The sequence below is a fragment of the Amphibacillus sp. Q70 genome (assembly GCF_052055485.1).
Taxonomy (GTDB): Bacteria; Bacillota; Bacilli; order Bacillales; family Amphibacillaceae; genus Amphibacillus.
This window is the reverse complement of record NZ_CP197171.1, coordinates 1,295,546-1,314,756: the sequence shown is the minus strand read 5'-3', so window position 1 is coordinate 1,314,756 and position 19,211 is coordinate 1,295,546. Positions and strand designations below refer to the sequence as shown.

General features: G+C 38.8%; 16 protein-coding genes. 3 read left to right on the top strand and 13 right to left on the bottom strand.

All coding sequences use genetic code 11. The features are described 5' to 3' along the window. Positions 1-13: 13 nt before the first annotated feature. The 13 genes from eutJ to ACS127_RS05930 all read right to left on the bottom strand — a co-directional run bounded on the left by eutJ (position 14) and on the right by ACS127_RS05930 (position 14,878). Positions 14-856, bottom strand: a complete 843-nt coding sequence (gene eutJ / locus ACS127_RS05990) for an ethanolamine utilization protein EutJ (RefSeq protein ID WP_440897519.1) — start codon at positions 854-856, stop codon at positions 14-16. A 120-nt stretch (positions 857-976) separates the two neighbouring features. After that, complete coding sequence (locus tag ACS127_RS05985; protein ID WP_440897518.1) at positions 977-1,255, bottom strand: BMC domain-containing protein; 279 nt, start codon at positions 1,253-1,255, stop codon at positions 977-979. Between the two features lie 12 nt (positions 1,256-1,267). Continuing rightward, the gene (locus ACS127_RS05980) at positions 1,268-1,927 is read right to left on the bottom strand and encodes a BMC domain-containing protein (RefSeq protein ID WP_440897517.1); all 660 of its coding nucleotides are present in this window, start codon (positions 1,925-1,927) and stop codon (positions 1,268-1,270) included. Positions 1,928-1,951: 24 nt separating this feature from the next. Then, complete coding sequence (gene nifJ, locus ACS127_RS05975; RefSeq protein WP_440897516.1) at positions 1,952-5,392, bottom strand: pyruvate:ferredoxin (flavodoxin) oxidoreductase; 3,441 nt, start codon at positions 5,390-5,392, stop codon at positions 1,952-1,954. Positions 5,393-5,405: 13 nt separating this feature from the next. Beyond that, a complete protein-coding gene (locus tag ACS127_RS05970) occupies positions 5,406-6,323 on the bottom strand; it encodes a glycyl-radical enzyme activating protein (protein WP_440897515.1) in 918 nt (305 codons plus the stop codon). A 24-nt stretch (positions 6,324-6,347) separates the two neighbouring features. Continuing rightward, positions 6,348-8,864 (bottom strand): glycyl radical protein, encoded by a 2,517-nt coding sequence (locus tag ACS127_RS05965; RefSeq protein ID WP_440897514.1) that lies wholly within the window; start codon positions 8,862-8,864, stop codon positions 6,348-6,350. 27 nt (positions 8,865-8,891) lie between these two features. Beyond that, entirely contained in the window at positions 8,892-9,671 is a 780-nt protein-coding gene (locus ACS127_RS05960) for an MIP/aquaporin family protein (RefSeq protein ID WP_440897513.1), read from the bottom strand. An 11-nt stretch (positions 9,672-9,682) separates the two neighbouring features. Next, positions 9,683-10,807 carry a 1-propanol dehydrogenase PduQ gene (locus ACS127_RS05955; protein ID WP_440897512.1) on the bottom strand — a complete coding sequence of 375 codons (1,125 nt, stop codon included), beginning with the start codon at positions 10,805-10,807 and terminating at the stop codon, positions 9,683-9,685. A 16-nt stretch (positions 10,808-10,823) separates the two neighbouring features. After that, positions 10,824-12,329: an acetaldehyde dehydrogenase (acetylating) gene (locus ACS127_RS05950; RefSeq protein WP_440897511.1), complete on the bottom strand. Its 1,506-nt coding sequence runs from the start codon at positions 12,327-12,329 to the stop codon at positions 10,824-10,826. A 14-nt stretch (positions 12,330-12,343) separates the two neighbouring features. Next, complete coding sequence (locus ACS127_RS05945; protein WP_440897510.1) at positions 12,344-13,060, bottom strand: hypothetical protein; 717 nt, start codon at positions 13,058-13,060, stop codon at positions 12,344-12,346. A gap of 11 nt (positions 13,061-13,071) precedes the next feature. Next, positions 13,072-13,758, bottom strand: a complete 687-nt coding sequence (locus ACS127_RS05940) for a phosphate propanoyltransferase (RefSeq protein WP_440897509.1) — start codon at positions 13,756-13,758, stop codon at positions 13,072-13,074. A 26-nt stretch (positions 13,759-13,784) separates the two neighbouring features. Further along, entirely contained in the window at positions 13,785-14,582 is a 798-nt protein-coding gene (pduB, locus tag ACS127_RS05935; RefSeq protein ID WP_440897508.1) for a propanediol utilization microcompartment protein PduB, read from the bottom strand. A gap of 17 nt (positions 14,583-14,599) precedes the next feature. Beyond that, positions 14,600-14,878: a BMC domain-containing protein gene (locus ACS127_RS05930; protein WP_440897507.1), complete on the bottom strand. Its 279-nt coding sequence runs from the start codon at positions 14,876-14,878 to the stop codon at positions 14,600-14,602. A gap of 239 nt (positions 14,879-15,117) precedes the next feature. On the opposite strand from ACS127_RS05930, the gene ACS127_RS05925 reads away from it, so the two are divergent. From ACS127_RS05925 to ACS127_RS05915, 3 genes are all read left to right on the top strand, one after another. Next, positions 15,118-16,347: a sensor histidine kinase gene (locus tag ACS127_RS05925; RefSeq protein WP_440897506.1), complete on the top strand. Its 1,230-nt coding sequence runs from the start codon at positions 15,118-15,120 to the stop codon at positions 16,345-16,347. A gap of 21 nt (positions 16,348-16,368) precedes the next feature. After that, complete coding sequence (locus ACS127_RS05920; RefSeq protein ID WP_440897505.1) at positions 16,369-17,109, top strand: response regulator transcription factor; 741 nt, start codon at positions 16,369-16,371, stop codon at positions 17,107-17,109. 609 nt (positions 17,110-17,718) lie between these two features. Further along, complete coding sequence (locus ACS127_RS05915; protein WP_440897504.1) at positions 17,719-19,146, top strand: aldehyde dehydrogenase family protein; 1,428 nt, start codon at positions 17,719-17,721, stop codon at positions 19,144-19,146. Positions 19,147-19,211 lie beyond the last annotated feature (65 nt).

The following is a 19,211-nucleotide window of genomic DNA, read 5'->3' as shown; positions in this document are numbered from 1 at the left end:
CTTATTGTTCATTTCAAAAAGTATTGCTTAGCATGGCGATCCCCAATGGTGTGACAAACCTTGGGTATACAGGGTGGTAAACTTGACTTGTTGTCTGCTTCTGAAAAACATCTACAAATTTGGGAAACATAGTTGCTCCACCAACGAGGTAGAGTTCATCGACTGGCTTGCCAAATTCAGCAATAAATTGTCGACTCAAGGACCCCATTTTCTCAATAACGGGGCGAATGATTTGAAAGGTTTCCTCCATGTGGTTATCATCACGCTTACGCGCTTCTCCTTCTTCAAGCGTGATTTGATGATGACCTGCAAGAACAAGTGTCATATGATGGCCTCCAGTTGCTTCATCAGCAGTAAAAACCGGTCGCCCTTCTTCAAAAATGCTAATACCTGTTGTTCCCCCACCAATATCTATTACAGCTCCTTCATCTAAAGACAATACTTTTGCTGCAGCTTCAGGTTCATCAAAAATCCCTGATACTTCAAAACCGGCACCTTCAATGACATGGCCAACAGCTGCCTTATTGTTTCCAATCGTTAGTGGTGGAATTGCCCCCGCTACTGATGGAATAGACTGCTTAATTATTGATTCAGCCTGTTGTTTTAATGCTTTAACAATCTTAACAGCAGCAAAAAAATCTACAATTAGACCATCTTTAATCACTTGAGCCTCTTGTGTTAAGCAAACAAGTGGCTTGTCGTCCTGATCAACAACTACAAAAACAATAGAGGACGTTCCAAGATCTACTCCTGCCCGAAGCTCCCCTTTTGGTTCTTCTATTTCTTTCGGAGTCAAGTCTAATTGATGGGCTGACCTTAATATTTGATTGCATCGCAATACATTTGCTTTCGTCATATCTACTCACCTCTTTTTAATTTCCAGGAATAGCCCGCTACTGAGAACCATTGCTCGAAATAAAAAGATTGGAAGAATAAGAGAATCAATGTAACTAATTCTCTTATTCTCTATAATGATCTATTCGCCTATGTTAGGTAAGATCTTTGCAACATCCGTATGTGGTCTTGGAATGACATGTACAGAGACAACCTCTCCGACATTATTAGCTGCGGCAGAACCCGCTTCAGCCGCTGATTTCACTGCCCCTACATCTCCTCTAACTAAAACAGTCACCAAACCAGAACCGATTTGCTGGTAGCCTACTAATTGTACATTTGCTGATTTAACCATTGCGTCAGCAGCTTCAACAGCACCGATATATCCTCTTGTTTCTACCATTCCCAATGCATCATTCATCTCTTGTTCCTCCTACTCTTCATTATCTGTATTTTTTTGCTTCTTACTTGCCTTTTTACTTTGGTCTTTCTGTGTACCACCTTGTTTTGAATCCGCTTCTTTCTTACTCACCTGTTTTGAATTTGGCTTCTTGACATTTTCTTTGTCAGCACTGTCCTTCATTTCATTTGCTTGTTCAGTTTTATTCTGTTCTTGATCCGTCCGCTTTTGTTTGCTCTTTGTTGTTTTCGTTGTCTTACTTTTAGCAGTAGCCGTTTTTGACTTATCTTTCGTCTTTACTACCTTATCGTTCTTGACTAGACTAGCTGACTTTGCGGGAGCTGACTTTATTTGATTTGGCTCCATTTCTTTGTCAGTAGTGTTTTCAGTTAAATCATTCATTCCTTCCCAAGGCATCGGCTGATCAGTATCTCGGGAAAAGATATCATCAATAGGCCGAGGAATCACTTTAGATGAAATATAAGCGCCTTTGCCCTTTGCCGCCTGTTCACCAGCTTCAATACCTGCCTTCACAGCACCTACATCTCCATAAATGATGACTGTCATCCAACCATTTTCTCGTGTCCTTTTCATTGAGCCTAATCGAATATTTGCAGCTTTAGCCATAATATCCCCAACTTCAACAGCGGCAACAAAACCATAGACTTCTAACATACCCAGTGCCTCATTCATTTTTATTCACCTCCAAGCTGTTCATTATTGAATAGTTGATAGTTGTTCAAATAACTGATAGTTCACATAGCGTTTTTGTGCTTTGCTTATTAATTCTTGTTTAATTGGTGAATCTGCATCTAAATGGTCAAAACGTCCATCAAGTGATAAAAACTGTAAGAATTTACTCCAATCTGGATAACTACTATCCAGTGACATCGGCTGCTCCCTGCCCGGGTAATAACGATACAAAGGCCAATAGCCACATTCAACAGCTGCTTTACTCGTTGCAATCGGACTTTCTTTCAATTTATGGGTGATGCATGGACTATAAGCAATAACAACAGACACACCTGGATATGACTCTGCCTCTTGCAGCGCTTTAATCGTTTGATTAGGTGAAGCAAACACAGAGATTTGGGCAACATAAACATCCTCATGTTGTAAGGCATAATAGCCAAAGTCCTTTTTATCCTGTCGATTACCATGACTCGCCAATTTCATCTTAGCAGCTAATGGCGTTCCTTTAGACATTTGACCACCAGTATTGGAAAATCCCTCATTATCCAGAATTAAAATATTGATATTTTCACCACTGCTTAGAAGATGATTTATCCCACCAAAATCAATATCATAGGCCCAACCATCGCCACCTATCAGCCAATGCGTCTGTTTCAATAAAGAACCTTGATAATCAATCACTTTACGTAAAACACTGTCGGATGATTGCTTACAATATTTAACTAACTCTCGGATAGTTTGATTAATTTCACCCTCCTCAGCAACCACTCTTTGGATGAGCTCCCTGACTTCTAGTGAATAACATTCATTTTGACTAATCTCTGTTAGAAGTTGATAAGCTTGTTGACGTAATAACTTTTGCCCAACTTTCATTCCTAATCCAAAAGAGCTATTATTCTCAAATAATGAATTAGACCATGTTGGTCCATCACCTTGATTGTTTTGATAGAAAGGTGTATAGGGTGCTGTTCCGCCCCAGATTGAGGAACAACCTGTTGCATTTGCAATGACTAATCGCTCTCCAAATAATTGTGTTAACAATTTGACATAAGGAGTCTCACCACATCCAGCACAAGCTCCTGAAAAAGCTAATAAAGGCTCACGAAAGGCTAAATCATGATCGGCTGTCAACAATTCAGAGAGTTGTTTATTGTCATTATGCTCAATAGCATAACGCCACCGTTCTTGTTCTCTTTCAATAACCTGATCACTAGCTTCCTGCATTTGAAGTGCATTTCCTTTGGCCGGACATATGTCTTCACACAAAGAACAACCCGTGCATTTCTCTGGATCAATCACTAATTGATATTGATAGTCTTTATTTTTTCGGTATACAGTTGAATGGTCTGTTTCATCTTCAGTAAAAAGACAAGGGCGAATGGCCGCATGCGGACAGACTAGTGAACAAAGTTGACATTGTAGACAGGCCTCACTATTCCAGCATGGTAACGTGGCACTTCTGGGACTATGTCGTTGATGACCTAACCCTAAAGGAAAACTACCATCCGCTAAACCATTTGCTAAGACAGATCCAGTTGAAATGGCTTCTCCATTTAGTTGATTTACCCGAGCAATAAGTTGATCAATACCTGTTTTTTCTTCAAAAGAGGACTTATCTACATGGGTTTTTACCCCCTGAAAGATAACCTTTTTAATCTGAGCCATGCTCTCCTTTATTGCAGCAAAACTTGCTTCCCGATATGCTTGATCTCTCATATACGGATGTTGTAACAAAATCGTTTGATAAGCTTGCAACGCTTGATTAGTAGGAATAAATTCTGTTAATGAAAATAAATTGGCTATCATCAAAAGATTAATTTTAGGTCCTAATTGATATTTACGGGCAATAGTACTAGCGGGTAGGATATAGCACGTCACCCGTTTTGTCTGTAAATGATTAAGTACATCTCCAGTTAACTTTTCTGCTAATTCCTCCACACCATAATTTGTATTAATTAACAGCATACCGCCAGCTTCTATTTCTTGAACAACATCATACATTCTTAAACATTCAAATTGATTACAAACAACTATATTGGGCGTATAAATAGGGTGATTAACAGCTATTTTTTTGTGGTCAATCCTCAAATGAGCGACTGTTAGACCTCTGCTTTTAGCTGAAGAATAGAAAAAGCGAGCTTGAACATCTTGGGTTGTTTGTTGACCGATAATTCGGATAAAATCTTTAGCACCAGAAACACTTCCATCTGAACCAAAACCCCAGATTTTAATTCGAAAATCTGTTTCGTCAGAGTGCATTTCCCTTTCCTCGGTTTTTAACGATAGTTGCGTCATATCATCTTCAATTCCAACAGTAAATTGCTGCTTTTTAATACTTTTTTCCAGTTCAGAAAATACAGCATGAATATGTTTAGGTTCAGTTTCCTTTCCGCCTAGTCCATATCTTCCTCCGATAACCTCAATCTGTCTTCCATATTGCTGGCATGTTTGTTGAACGTCTAATAGCAAGGGTTCACCCGTTGAGCCCGGTTCCTTCGTTCGATCTAGAACAGCTATGCTCTTCACACTTTTGGGCAAACAATCTATAAATCGCTGTTGTGGAAATGGCCGGTATAAGTGAATCACGATCACACCTGTTTTGACTCGTTCCTTTACCACTTGCTTAGCTGTTTCTTGCACAGCTCCCATTAAAACAACAACTGTCTCAGCATCTTCCGATCCAAAGTATTCTACGGTTGAGCAATCAGTTTGAAAAATAGGATTCAATTTTTCCAGTAGCTGTTCCACTATTCGCTCCATTGCTAGATAAAAAATATTAGCCGCTTCTCTCTGTTGGAAAAATAATTCCGAATCTTGAACAGTCCCCGTTTGTTTCGGATTAAAATTCGAAAGACCACTACGTTTAAACAATGCAACGGCTTCATCATCTACCAGACTGAATAACGTATCATAACTTGGTAATTCAATCTTGCGTAACTCATGACTTGTTTGAAAGCCATCAAAAAAATGGATAACCGGCAACCTGCCTTTCTGGGCAGCCAAATGTGCAACAGCACTAAAAAGAGCAGCCTCCTGAACCGTACCTGATACAAGTAATACGGCTCCTGTTTGCCGTGTTGCCATGACATCGCTATGATCACCATAAATATTTAATGCACTCGTCGCAACAGATCGAGCTGAAACATGAATAACGGCTGGCAATAACTCACCTACCATTTTGTAGAGGGTTGGAATCATTAACAGGAGTCCTTGTGAACAAGAGTAGCTCGTTGCTAGAATACCTGTCCTTAATAGACCATGCATGCTACCTGCTACACCTGTTTCGGATTCCATCGTTATGTTCTTGACAACTTGATGCCAACAATTATTAAGGCTATCACTAGACCATTTTTCAACCCATTCCCCCATTGGAGAGGATGGAGTAATTGGGAAAAGACTGGCTGCCTCACTATAGGCATAAGAGATATATGCAACGGCCTCATTTCCATCGATCACCTTTTCCATCCCTACTCCTCCTTTATCCTCCGATTTTACAGGTCATACCCATACTTTCCACAACTTGTTTTAACTGTTCTAGAGATTCTTCCGATGGTGTATCAAATGCCCATGCTCTGTTCTCTATCCCTAAATTTCCATATTTATTCATACCATATGGATGATAGGGCAACAGATGAAGTTGTTCAGCTTCTAGTAATTTAGCTATTGCAGCAATTTCGCCAATATCATGCTTACTATCATTAAAGCCTGGAATAACTGGAATTCTGATCACCAGCTCTGTCCCCGGGAATTCTGCAATTACTTTGGCAGCCTGCAAAATCATTTTGTTTGGGACGCCAATATATTCACGATGTTTGACACTATTTAAATGCTTAATATCTAACAATACTAAGTCAGTATGCGGTAATATCTTTTCTAGGACATGAGCAGGCGCATACCCTGTTGTTTCGATAGCTGTATGCCAACCCTCTGCCTTACAAGCAGCTAATAAATCCGTTGCCAGTTCAGGTTGGGCTAATGCCTCTCCCCCAGATAAAGTAATCCCGCCATTCGACTTTCGATAGTGAATCTCATCTTTTTTTAATTCAAAAATTAAATCTGATACGGTCCTCTTCTCTCCAACCATTGTCAATGCTTCACTGTAACACACTTCAGCACAGGCACCACAATCGACACATTTTTCTCTATCTATTGTAATTTCTGGTGTGAATGAAATAGCACCGTAAGGGCAAATATTTTCACAACGTCGACAATCAATACAATTTTCTTTCACTAACATCAATTCTGTGTTGAAGTTTTGACTTTCAGGATTACAACACCATTGACATCTTAAGGGACAGCCTTTGAAGAATACAATACTTCGAATACCTGGCCCATCGTGTACAGAAAAGCGTTGAATGTCAAAAATCATCCCCTCTGTTTCATTTGCCTTTATCATCTTCGTTCACTCCCAGCTATTGAATTAAAACTTAAGCTCAGTTCGAGCAATGATGTCTTCTTGGATTGTCTTATCCAGCGAAACAAAGTGGGCACTATAACCAGCAACACGCACAACCAAATTTTTGTATTTTTCCGGATTTTTTTGTGCTTTCTTTAAAATTTCACGACTAATAACATTAAACTGGACATGCATGCCTTTCTGATCAAAGTAACCACGAACTAAAGCCGATAAATTAGATAAGCCCTCTTCTCCTGCTAATGCGGATGGATGAAACTTCTGATTTAGCAGTGTCCCATTTGATGCAATATGATGATCTAGTTTGGCGACTGAGTTCAACGCAGCTGTCGGACCATTTTGATCACGCCCAGAAGTTGGTGACACACCATCTGCCAATGGTGTTCCAGCGTAACGGCCATCTGCTGAAGCCTTTGTATCTAGCCCACAAGACACATTTGCTGATACTGGGTACAGACCGGGTTGGAATGTACCTCCACGAGGATTACGATATCTCTGCACTTCCTCACAGTAAATAAGGGCAACATCTCGAACAAGGTAATCAATGTCATCAATGTCATTACCGAATTTCGGTACTCTATTAATTAACAACTGACGAATATTTTCACCATCTTTTGCTGTATCAACTGTTGTAGGTGTTTGAACAGGTTGTGTTTCCTGATTGAGTAATCCTTTTAATAAATCAACAAGCGATTCACTTGTTAAATTAGCAACATCTAAATGATTTAAATCGATATTGGCTGAAGAAGCCGGTTTACTTTCCTCACGACCGAAATTACTATCCAAAACCTGCTTCAATTCTGATAAAGTCATTTCTTTGTCTTCAAAAACAATTTGTTTGATCGCCATCAACGAGTCTCCTGCATTGGCGATACCAACACCCTGTGGACCTGTAAAGTTGTATTTAGCTCCACCTTCTTGTACTGTTTTTCCTTCTACAATACAATTGTCAACCATTGCTGATAGGAACGGTAATGGAGCTCGTTCCATATGTGCTATATCAACTGAGTTATCAGCATTGATCAGTAATTTAACAAAGTACTTCATTTGTTTTCGAAATGCATCTTCTAATTCCTGGTAATTTTTGAAATCCTCTATTTTACCTGTTTGGAGACCTATTCGTTTACCATCGTTATAGCCATTGTTTAACGTAATTTCTAACACCTTAGGAATATTGAAGAAAGCAGCATCGTGCCATCCTTCTGTTTTTCCGCCAACCTGTGGTTCTACACAGCCGATAATACCGTAATCTCGAGCATCTTCTAAACTAATACCACGGTTTTCTAGAGCAGGAATAATCACTTCATCGCTGTAATATGCTGGCACTCCTAATCCTAATCTAGAGACTTCCCCAGCTTTATTTAGCAAGGACTCAGGCGTTTTGTTCCATATACGAATCGACAGTGAAGGCTGAGGTAATTTTGTATGTGCACTTGCCTCTAAACAAGCAAACGATAGCGGATTCGTTGCATCCATCCCTTTTGTCGTTTGTCCACCAACAATTAGGTTTTGGAACATTGGATAACCACCAAATGCTTTTGTCGAAGCTTCATCACGGATCTTGTTTACATCATTGAATTTGACCCATAAACAATCCAATAGCTCTTGTGCTTCAACTTCAGTCATTGAACCCTTTTCAACATCTTTTTGATAAAATGGATAAATATATTGATCAAAACGCATCGGTGAAATGGAATGACCGTTTGACTCGATCTGGATAACGGCTTGAATAATCCAAAATGATTGTAAAGCTTCATAGAAACCCTCAGCAGGATATTCAGGTACACGTCGACAATTCCGAGCAATTTGCTGTAATTCTTCCTTCCGTTTAGCACCATGTGTTTCATTTGCTGCTTGATCAGCGATATCAGCTAAGCGTTTGGCGTACTTGCAAACAGCATTAACCGATATAATTAAGGCTTCCAAAAAATGCGATTTAGAGATGGACTCAGGATCACCATAGTCTAAGCTCTGCAATGCTTCTTGTGCTTCTTCACGAATTCCTTTCAAACCGACCTGTAGCACTTTTCGATAATCAACAGAAATGTGGCCAACACCATTAAAATAATAATTTCCAACTGTAAATACCCCTGCTTGCATCGCATCTAGGGTCTCAGGAGCCATTAGTTCTGTTGCCAACTCGTTAGTGGTACGTCCTCCCCAGTACTTAAATGCTTCAGATAAATCACGTTTGACCTCTTCACTAATTCTGAAGACATCGCCTGTTCGTTTTTCAATTCGGTCAAACTCATCTTCTAACCATTGGTTTGAAAACTCTGGGAAAATTTGCGTTCCGCGTGGTGCAGTTGTTAGATTACCAACAATTAACTCATCTGGACGAATGACTAAATTCATGTTTTCTAAGATTTTTTCTAGTGCTTTCGCCCGCCGTATAACCATTGGCTGATTTTCTGTTTCTTTATATGATTCTGTAATTAAAACAGCTCTTTCTGCCTCTACTCTAGGGTCCTCTGAATAAAGATGATCAATTAATGATTGAATACGTAAACTCTGTTCTACCATTTTCAAACTCCTTTCAATACCGATCAGTTATTTTTTTGGATAATACGGGGTAATCAACTTAAAGTAAATCACACCAGCAAAAATAGCACCGAGAATCGGGCCAAAAATAGGAACGATTAATCCATAAAAGTCAGAACCTAAGGCTGCCGTTCCCCAGCCAGCTATCAAGGTAAATAATCGCGGCCCAAAATCACGGGCTGGATTCATAGCAAAACCGGTTAAAGGACCAAACGCTAAACCACATAGCGCGACTGTTATCCCGATAACAAGTGCTGCTAACCCACCAGTTGGCGCCGTTAGGTTATTGGTATCAGTGACGACGAAGATGACTAACATTAAAATCATCGTAATGAGAAACTCAACAAAGAAAGCATTCAATAGTCCGACATTTTCACCGGGAAATGTCGCAAAAATACCGGCTGTCGCTAGTCCTCCTTCTGTTCCTCTGACAATCTCATTAGCTGATTCAAAGCTGACAATTGTCGATTGAAATAGACAATAGCTAACGAGAGCTGCAATAAAGGCACCGCTTATTTGTGCTAGAATATAAGGAGCAACTTTATTCCTCGGAAACTTTCTCCAGCAAGCTAGTGAGATTGTGACTGCAGGATTTATATGACCTCCTGATACATAACCAGCTACGAAAACCCCTAAAGAAACACTTAATCCCCAGACAATCGCTAGTTCCCAATAACTCACAACCGTCCCACTTGCTACTAAAATAGCTACAGAAGCAATTCCAATTAGAACGAATAGGAAAGTACCTATTGCTTCTGAAAAACACTCACCATATATCGTTTTTTTCATCTTCAATTCTCCTATTGATAGAATGACCGATAAAGCTCTGTTAATGAGGCTGTATCAGGTTGTCGCGGATTTGTCATTGTACAAGCATCCGCTAAGGCTAGCTCAATAATTTGTTGTTGATTTCCAACATATTCCTTATCTGTAATTTGGCATTTTGAGAAATTCTGCTCAATTTCTAATGCCTCATTCATATATTTTATAGCCAGCATTAAATTTTCCGTTCCCTCACGAGGTGTCCCAGCAGGTAATTTTAATAAACTAGCAATCTCTTGATAACGACTTGCCGTCTCCGTTAATTGTGAATCTAAACCTGCGTTATAGCCAATCACACCCGGCATAATAATGGCATTAATTCGACCATGTGGTAAATGGAAGATGCCACCTATTGCGTGAGCGAGACTATGATTAATGCCTAATGACGTGTTAGTGAACGCCATCCCGGCTAAGCACGAGGCTTTATGCATTTTATCCCGAGCTAGCTGATCATTAGGGTCTCGATAAACAGTTATCAAACTGTCAAAAACAAGCTGAATTGCCTTTTCTGCTAATGCATCACTAAATGTATTGGCATTTAGCGACACATATGCTTCAATCGCATGGGTTAAGACATCCATTCCCGTATCAGCACTTATTCTCGGCGGAACGGTTTTAACTAACGCTGTGTCTAAAATAGCTACATCAGGTAGTAACCGATCATCCACGAAAGGCTTCTTCTCTTTTCCATTCGTAATAACGGTAAATGAAGTCGCTTCACTACCCGTTCCACTTGTGGAGGGAATAGCAACAAAAGTGGGGCGTTGATAATTGACGTCAAGTTTATAGTTTGCCAATACCATACCCTTTGCCGCATCAATAGCTGAGCCGCCACCGATCGCTACAATACAATCAGGTTGTTGCTGATTCATTGCTTTTAACCCCTCAGTAATGGTTTCAATCGTAGGATCTGGGGTAATCTCACTAAAGATTTGATAGTCAGATCCCTGTTCAGCTAAAAACTGAATAAGCTTATCTAGAACACCCAATTTCTTCATCATCGGATCAGAAACGATAAAGACATTTTGCCGTTCTTGTGTTTTAAAATAATCGATCACAGTCCCGTCGAAATAGACTGTTGGGAAAATAGAAAATTGCTTCATCTCCTCTTTCTCCCTTCTATACCGCTGATAGTTTTTCAACAGCTAATTTCAATAATTGTTGGATTTCCTCATCAGATAATGGCAATTTATCAGACATAGAGGTCTCCATCTTTTCTTCTTTATTCTCAGTACATGAAGTCAGGTCAAAACCCGCTATTATGTCTTGAACCGTTCGAGTACCATATGCCACCCTGCGTACATTTAATAAATGCATTGGCGTAATATTATCTGAAGTTGAACTACCACCAACGGCGCCACACCCTAACGTTAATGCCGGTGCTAAATTTGTTGTACCGCCAATTCCGCCTAATGCACCAGGTGTATTAACTAACATCCGTGATACAGGCTTTTTAAGAGCAAATTCCTTAATGACTTGCTCATCATTTGTATGAATGCATAGGGTGTGCCCCTTACCTTCAACTGTTAGCAAGGCTATAGAACGATTGCAGGCAGCTATCCAATCTCTCTCACTGTAAAAAGCAAGAATTGGACATAATTTTTCACGTGCATATGGATTATCAGCATCAGAATTTGTTTGTCGTGAAATCAAAACAGTTGTGTCTGACGGTACGCTAAAACCAGCCATTTCGGCAATCTTAATCGCTGTTTTTCCAACAATCTGTGGATTGATCGTACCATTTGCGCGTAGAATAAAACGGGCTAGTTGCAGACTCTGTTCATCAGTTAAGAAATAGGCCTTTTGTCGTTTCAATTCTTCAATCACTTGTTGCTCAATAATTGTCTCAACGACAATCGATTGTTCCGATGCACAAATCACACCATTATCAAATGTCTTACTGGTTATAATATCTGTTACTGCTTTTTCAATGTCAGCCGTTCTTTCAATAAAAGCCGGTCCATTGCCTGGTCCAACACCAATAGCTGGTGTCCCCGAACTATAAGCGGCTCGCACCATGGCTTCACCACCTGTTGCTAGAATTAATGCCACATCTTTATGCTTCATCAATTCTGCAGTCCCTTCCTTACTTAAAATCGAGAGGGAGGCAATAACCCCCTGAGGGGCACCTGCTTCAAGTGCAGCTTTTTGTAAAATTTCAACGGTTGCTAAAATCGCTTGCTTCGCGCCTGGATGTGGCGAAAAGACGATACTGTTCCCCGACTTTAAAGCAATGATCGCTTTATAAATCGTTGTAGATGTTGGATTAGTCGAAGGAATCAAGCCTGCAACAACCCCAACAGGTACAGCAACATCAAGGACTTTATTTTCTTTATCATCATGTAATAAACCCACTGTTTTTAAGTCTTTAATCGACTCATATAAAGTTTGACTAGCAAACTTGTTTTTAATGATCTTGTCAGATTTTTTTCCAAACCCTGTTTCATTATGAGCAAGCTCAGCCAAATACTCAGCATTTTCAACTGCCTTATTCACCATATTTTCTACAATTCTATTGATCTGTTCCTGATCCATCAATGCCAGTTCCTGCTGAGCTTTTTTGGCTGAGTCAATAACTAAACGAGCCTCTTGAATAGATTGTAAATCTTTATCATATTCAGGCATTTATCTTCCCCCCACTATTGTTTGTCATTCTGTAAAAATTCCTTCGCTAAATCTGTTAATGTTACTGATTGATGATCAAATTGCTTAGGGTTTTTCTGTACATCTTCTAATGTATAAATCGTTTGATCTTTTTCTAATCTGTTTATTTTCCTAGCAGCTGGTTTTTGATCATATTCTTTACCTTTTAAATGTGCTTCGACCATTTCCTTAAATTCTAATAATGACCCACTTTGCATGCCAAAATCGATTAAATTCTGTTCATATTGCTGAAAGCGTCGAGTCATAACCGGATTTTGATTTAATCCTCGATAAATCGCATAATCATGGTTAAGCTGCCAAGCATGATTGGACGCATAAACAGGTTTATTCATTAGCAGCACTTGTTGAACAACAGTTAAAGCAAAGTTATCAGCTATGCATAACGCAAGTTTCGCTAACGAATTCCTAGTGATAAAAGGAAGTAGAACACAATCAAACTGTGCCAGTTGTTTCTGAAAGTCTTCATGATAGCCTCTAATTTCTGTTCCATATTGGAGCCATTCTTGATCAGCTAAATTTTCCTTGAATGAGGGTGAAAATATAAATTGATAGTTACAAAAAGCTTGACAATCTTGCAACAGATATTGAATTTCTTTCGTATTTTGTGTACTAGCAAATAGAACAATTAAAACTTGTTTAGTCGTTTTTTCCGTCAATAGCTTTAAAAGTCGTTCCATTGTTTCCGATTGCAAGGGTTATCACCTCAAAGTCCTTCAACAATTTCAACATAGCAATCCTTGCTCGCAACATCAGCTGCATTGGCCTCATCTGTATCTAAATGGCATTCTAAACAGAAGTTTTCACTTACACGAACTACTGTATCTAAATAGATACTAGGTCTCTCGCTATGAACCTTAATCGCAACAGTCTGCTTATCTCGCAGAGCAAATCGTTTAGCATCAGCAGGCGTCATATGAATATGCCGTTTAGCAATAATCACTTTCTCACTAAAGTGCAGCGACTTTTCTGGTCCTACTACATATAGTGAAGCCGCTTCATTTAAATCGCCTGACTCATTAATTGGTGGTTTGATTCCTAGCTTGAACGCATCTGTTTTTGAAATTTCAATTTGAGATTGTTTCCGAGCTGGACCTAAAACCCGAACATTATGGATAGACCCTTTGGACCCTACTATCGTTAATACTTCCTTAGCGGCAAATTGACCGGGTTGGCTTAATGAACGTAACGGAGTTAATTGATAACTAGGACCAAATAATTCTTCAATATCTGTTTCACTGAGATGAATATGTCGATTGGAAACACCAATTGGGATCTTATTTGAGACTTCTCTATTTCCCGTCACTTCATTAGTCGATCTATCTTTTTTTTCAATTTTATGCAAAAGCATATTAGCTAACTGTACGAGTTGTTCATCAGATATTTGCTTCATACCCCTGCTCCTTTCACATGGTGCTATTAGATTAGGTTCGGTACTGAAGCCGATGTTGGTTCATCTCCCATACCAGCTAAAAGTGTTAATCCTACATCTTGCGCACTCAATATAGCTTGTTTCACAGCTCCAGAATCACCCGTTATTGAGACTATAATTTCATTTGACCGAGCTGTACCTTTGTCTGGGCTGGCAAAAGTCACAACATCTACATTAGCTGTCTTCACTGCCGTATCGGACATAACCAAACCAATCGCTGCTGGGGCACCCACAATAATACCGAAAGATTTTCCAACTGGTGCATTAAAACCAATTTCCAGAGCTTGACTAGCCCGCGCTGTATAGTGCAATTCAATATGACCCGCATCATTGCTGTAGACATTACCAAAGTTTCGCTCAGCTGCCGCCAAAGCTATTTCCACTGCACGACGAGCATCAGATACATCTTCTGCTGCAAAAATAATAGTTGCTCCATGACCTGCACCACCCTTTGTATCACGCGCCATCTCAATCTTGACAATTTCAGTATTCGTGGCTTTTACTGCTTCATCAGATGCCATAATAAAAGGTGCCCCTCCCGTACGAGCACTTAAAAAACCAATTGAGCGATATTTTTTATCCAACTCTAAATGCTCATGTAATTGAGGATCTAAATTTGCAATAACCAAGCCAATTGCATCACCAATTGCAGTCCCAACGAACTCGGTAATCGCTTTCTTTGTACCTGGTTTTTTCTTTTCTGTGCCCATTTCCTTAACTTGCTCAGATTGGTTAACACGCTTTTGTGCTTCCGATAATACTTTCTCTAGAATTTCTTCATTCATCTTATTGTCCTCCTTTTCTATTTACGATTAAGCAAAATCGAATCAATATCTGTATGAGGTCTTGGAATGACATGTACTGAAACGACTTCTCCTACTTTTTTTGCCGCAGCAGTTCCTGCATCAACTGCAGCCTTAACAGCCCCAACATCACCACGAACAAGCATTGTCACTAAACCTGATCCGATTTTTTCAGTGCTAATTAATTCGACATTTGCGGCTTTAACCATCGCATCTGCTGACTCTACCGCTGCTACAAAACCTCGTGTTTCAATCATACCTAATGCTTCTTGACCCATAAGAGTCTACCTCCTATAATCTATTTGTTATATGCTTCACAAACATCATATCAAGAAAGTAACCAGATAATTATTTAATAAAGGATCATTTCCATAACAAAAATGACATATTTATATAATAAAAATGACTTTCTATAACAGAAGTGATTTTCCAACTAGAAAATGATCTTTCGACAAAATATTTGGTATAATTAAAGGAAAGTTTGCTCTAAGTTTCACTAATAAAAGAGGTGTAAGCTGTGGATAAAGACATGAACCCTACTTTACAAGAAGTGATTAACATTGATATTCTTGCCGATGTACAGAAAAAAATGTCAAATCTCGTTGGGATATCAGTTGTAACCGTTGATCATCAAGGTAGACCCGTCGGAGATTTAAATAATTTCACTCCCTTTTGCCAATTGGTTCGATCTTCCCAAGTTGGTTCAAAGAAATGTATAGAGTGTGATGCACTTGCAGAAAAAAGGGCTTTTCACAATAGAAAACCCATGATCTATGATTGCCATTATGGCTTAAAGGACTGCTGTGTTCCCATTATTGTGGATGATAAGTTGCTTGGAGCTGTTTTAGGTGGACAAGTGTTAGTACACGATGCTTCTTCCGAAAACCCAAAAGAAAAATTCGATGTTGAACAATTATCAGAGGAATTACATATTCCTAAAGCACAGTTGGAAGAAGCTATCGAACAAATTGTGGTTGTTGAATATGATTATTTGATCGAATGTGTTGATTTTTATCAGGTACTAGCCAACCATTTTAAAGAAATGGGATTAAAATCAATTGCACAAAATCAATTATTAGAAGAATCACGAGAAAAACTTGAATATGAGAAACGAGCTAAATATGCTGAACTAAAAACAATTGAAGCTCAAATCAATCCACATTTTCTCTTTAATACATTAAATTCTATTGCACGTATAGCCATGATGGAGAATGCTGATCATACGGAAGAAATGATTTTTAATCTGTCTGATTTACTACGCTATAATCTCAAGCAGATAGAAGAATTTCCAACAATAGGTGACGAGATTGAAAATATAAAGCGTTATCTTTTTATCCAAAAAACGCGATATCAAAGTCGACTAACATACAATATTTCAGTAGACTCTGAGCTGTTAAATTATTGCTTGCCAAGCATGATCTTACAGCCCATTGTTGAAAATGCAATTATTCATGGCCTAGAGCCCTTAGCAAAAGGTGGTGAAGTGTACATTTCCGTAAGAAAACAGGGAAATGATATCATCATTGCTGTTCATGACACTGGAATCGGATTCGATCAGCATACTTTTGAAAGTCTGTTAGATGTAGATCAAAATGCTCCAACAGGGTTAGGTGTGATTAATTCTCATTTACGGTTGAAAGACTATTTCGGAGAAAGATATGGCTTATTTTATACACAAAAGGATGGATACAAAACAGTTGCTGAGATTACCTTTCCTGCCTTCTTAGATTTTCGAAAATATGCATGAAAATGAAAGGAGCGTTTTTACATGTCCTATCGTTTAATGATTGTAGAAGATGAACAGCTTGAAATGAGGGCTTTAAAAGCAATCATTTGGGATCATTTGCCCTCTGTTGATATTGTCGGATATGCTATTAGTGGAAAAGAAGCCATTCAATTAGCTAAGAAAGAAATGCCTGATATCATCTTATTAGACATTGGCATCCCAGAAATGGATGGCTTAAGTGCTCAACAAGAAATCATAAAGTTCCTTCCAGATGTAAAAACTATTGTGCTCACGGCATATTCTGATTTTAACCATGCACAGTCTGCTATTAGCAGTAAAGTAGTTGATTATTTATTAAAACCTGTTCGCAAGCAAAAAATTATTGAAGCGGTTTCAAATGTCGTGGAGTCATTAGATGCAGAGAAAGAAAGTAAGAGTAATCCTGTTTTAAAAGAAACAGCCAAAAATGATGTCGTTCAGAAAGCTCTTCGCTACATTGAAAAGCACTATAGTGATGAGTTGCAATTAAATCAGCTAGCCAATTCACTCTATGTTAATTCACAATATTTAAGCCGACTATTTAAAAAAGAACTTGACCTAAGCTTCAATGAGTACGTTACAATTTATCGAATTAATAAAGCAAAAACATTATTAACCGAGACACAGCTTCCCGTCTACTCAATTGCGGCCAAAACGGGCTTCACAGACACATCTTATTTTTGTAAAAAGTTCAACATTCATACTGGATTCACACCTTTAACTTATAGAAGAACATATGCTTAAAAAGAAGCTTTAGGATAAGTAGCTAACTCATGTTATGTTAAACACTTCTATTCAATATCTATAAACAAGATCAGCGCAATCATCCTATTCCTAACCAATAGACCTTTTTTAAAAATGCTAATCAGTTAATTTATCGAGGCAAACGACTCCTCACTGCTAAATTGATGGTAATTGAAATAATGAGTTATTTTAATATTTTTTTCAGTTCGGTTGTTCGCCTATAAACAGCCGAACTGTTAATCTATAAAAACCCCTACCCATCATTCCCTACAAAACTACCCTATACTCTCCTTCTAAACTTATCATAATATTTAGTAAGCAGCCGTTTTCCGATTAATAATACTCGTAAATTTTCTTATGCTTCCTAGCACTTATCTCCTCAATTACAGGATAACTCTCCATAATAATCCTTATTACACCCGGAACGTTCTCAGACTGGCTGCATAAAATCAATATATTTTTACCGTGCTTTTCATACTTAACAACTAAATATCGATCTCTCCAACTATCAAGCATAGGCTACATCATGTTTAAATCGATTAAAATCGGGAAGTGCTTTTATAACAACGCAGTGTATTTACTTCAATTAAAAGAAAGGATTGATATAAAATGTATCATTACACCAAGCACTTTATTAATGGCGAATGGGTTGAATCAACGAATAATGAAACCATTGATGTGATCAATCCAGCCACTGAACAGAAGATCGGTACAATAAGCTCTGGGACAAAAGAAGATGTTGACAAAGCTGTTAAGGCTGCAAGAGCTGCTTTCTTAAGTTTTTCTAACACGACCAAAGAGGAACGCATTCAACTATTAGAGAATATTGCTCGTGAATATGAAAAACGCAAAGATAATTTTATTAAAGTTATTACAGAAGAACTGGGTTCCCCGGTATCCTTTTCGGAAAAAACTCAATATGCAATGGGACTGAATCACTTCAAAGAAGCGGCAAAGGTTCTACGTGACTTTGACTTTTCCGAACAACGGGAGCATTCCTATATTCAGAAAGAAGCGATTGGTGTAGCTGGTTTGATTACACCCTGGAATTTCCCGACTAATCAAGTTGCGACTAAACTAGCGAGTGCATTCGCTGCTGGAAGTACGGTTATATTAAAACCCGCTAGCCAAACGCCATTTGCTGCTATTCTCTTAACAGAGGTTTTACAAAAGGCTGGTGTACCAAATGGTGTATTTAACTTAGTAAACGGGAGTGGTTCTATCGTTGGAAATGCGATTAGTTCTCACCCCGACGTCGATTTTGTGTCATTCACAGGCTCTGGCCAGGTCGGAACAAAAATAATGGAGAATGCTGCACAAGACATTAAAAAAATTGCTCTTGAACTTGGCGGAAAGTCGCCCATTGTCGTCTTAGAAGACACAGATGTTGAAACAGCTGCTCGAACTGCCATTTCAAATATTGCCAAAAACACTGGACAGGTTTGTACGGCTGGAACACGGATTTTCATTCCCAAAGCGATGCATGACCCATTTGTTGAAAAGGTAAAAAAACTCCTACCGGAATATCCTGTCGGTGATCCTAAAGATAGAGATACCTTTATGGGACCACAAGTCTCAAAAGACCAGTGGCAAACTGTGCAAGACTATATTCAGCTAGGGATTGATAATGGTGCCGAATTAATTGTCGGCGGAACAGGAAAACCAGATGGCTTAACAACAGGCTACTACTCAAAAATAACTATGTTTACTCATTTGGATCATAACGATACAATCGCACAAGAAGAAATCTTCGGACCCGTCATGACCGTATTTACCTATGATACGCTTGAGGAAGCGATTGAGCTTGCCAATACAACTATTTATGGACTAGCCGGTTATGTTGTTGGTAAAGATCCCAAACAATTAGCTAACGTCGCCAAAAGAATTCGTGCTGGCCGAATCACAATAAATGAAGGTAAAGCAGATTTTAGTGCACCATTTGGCGGCTTCAAACAATCAGGTATTGGCCGCGAGTGGGGAGACTATGGTATTGAAGAGTTTTTAGAAATAAAAACAATATTAGGAATGCCAAAATAAACAATCTATTTAATATTTTTTAAAAAATTACAACTCAATTGATAAAAAACAGACCCGAAAAACCC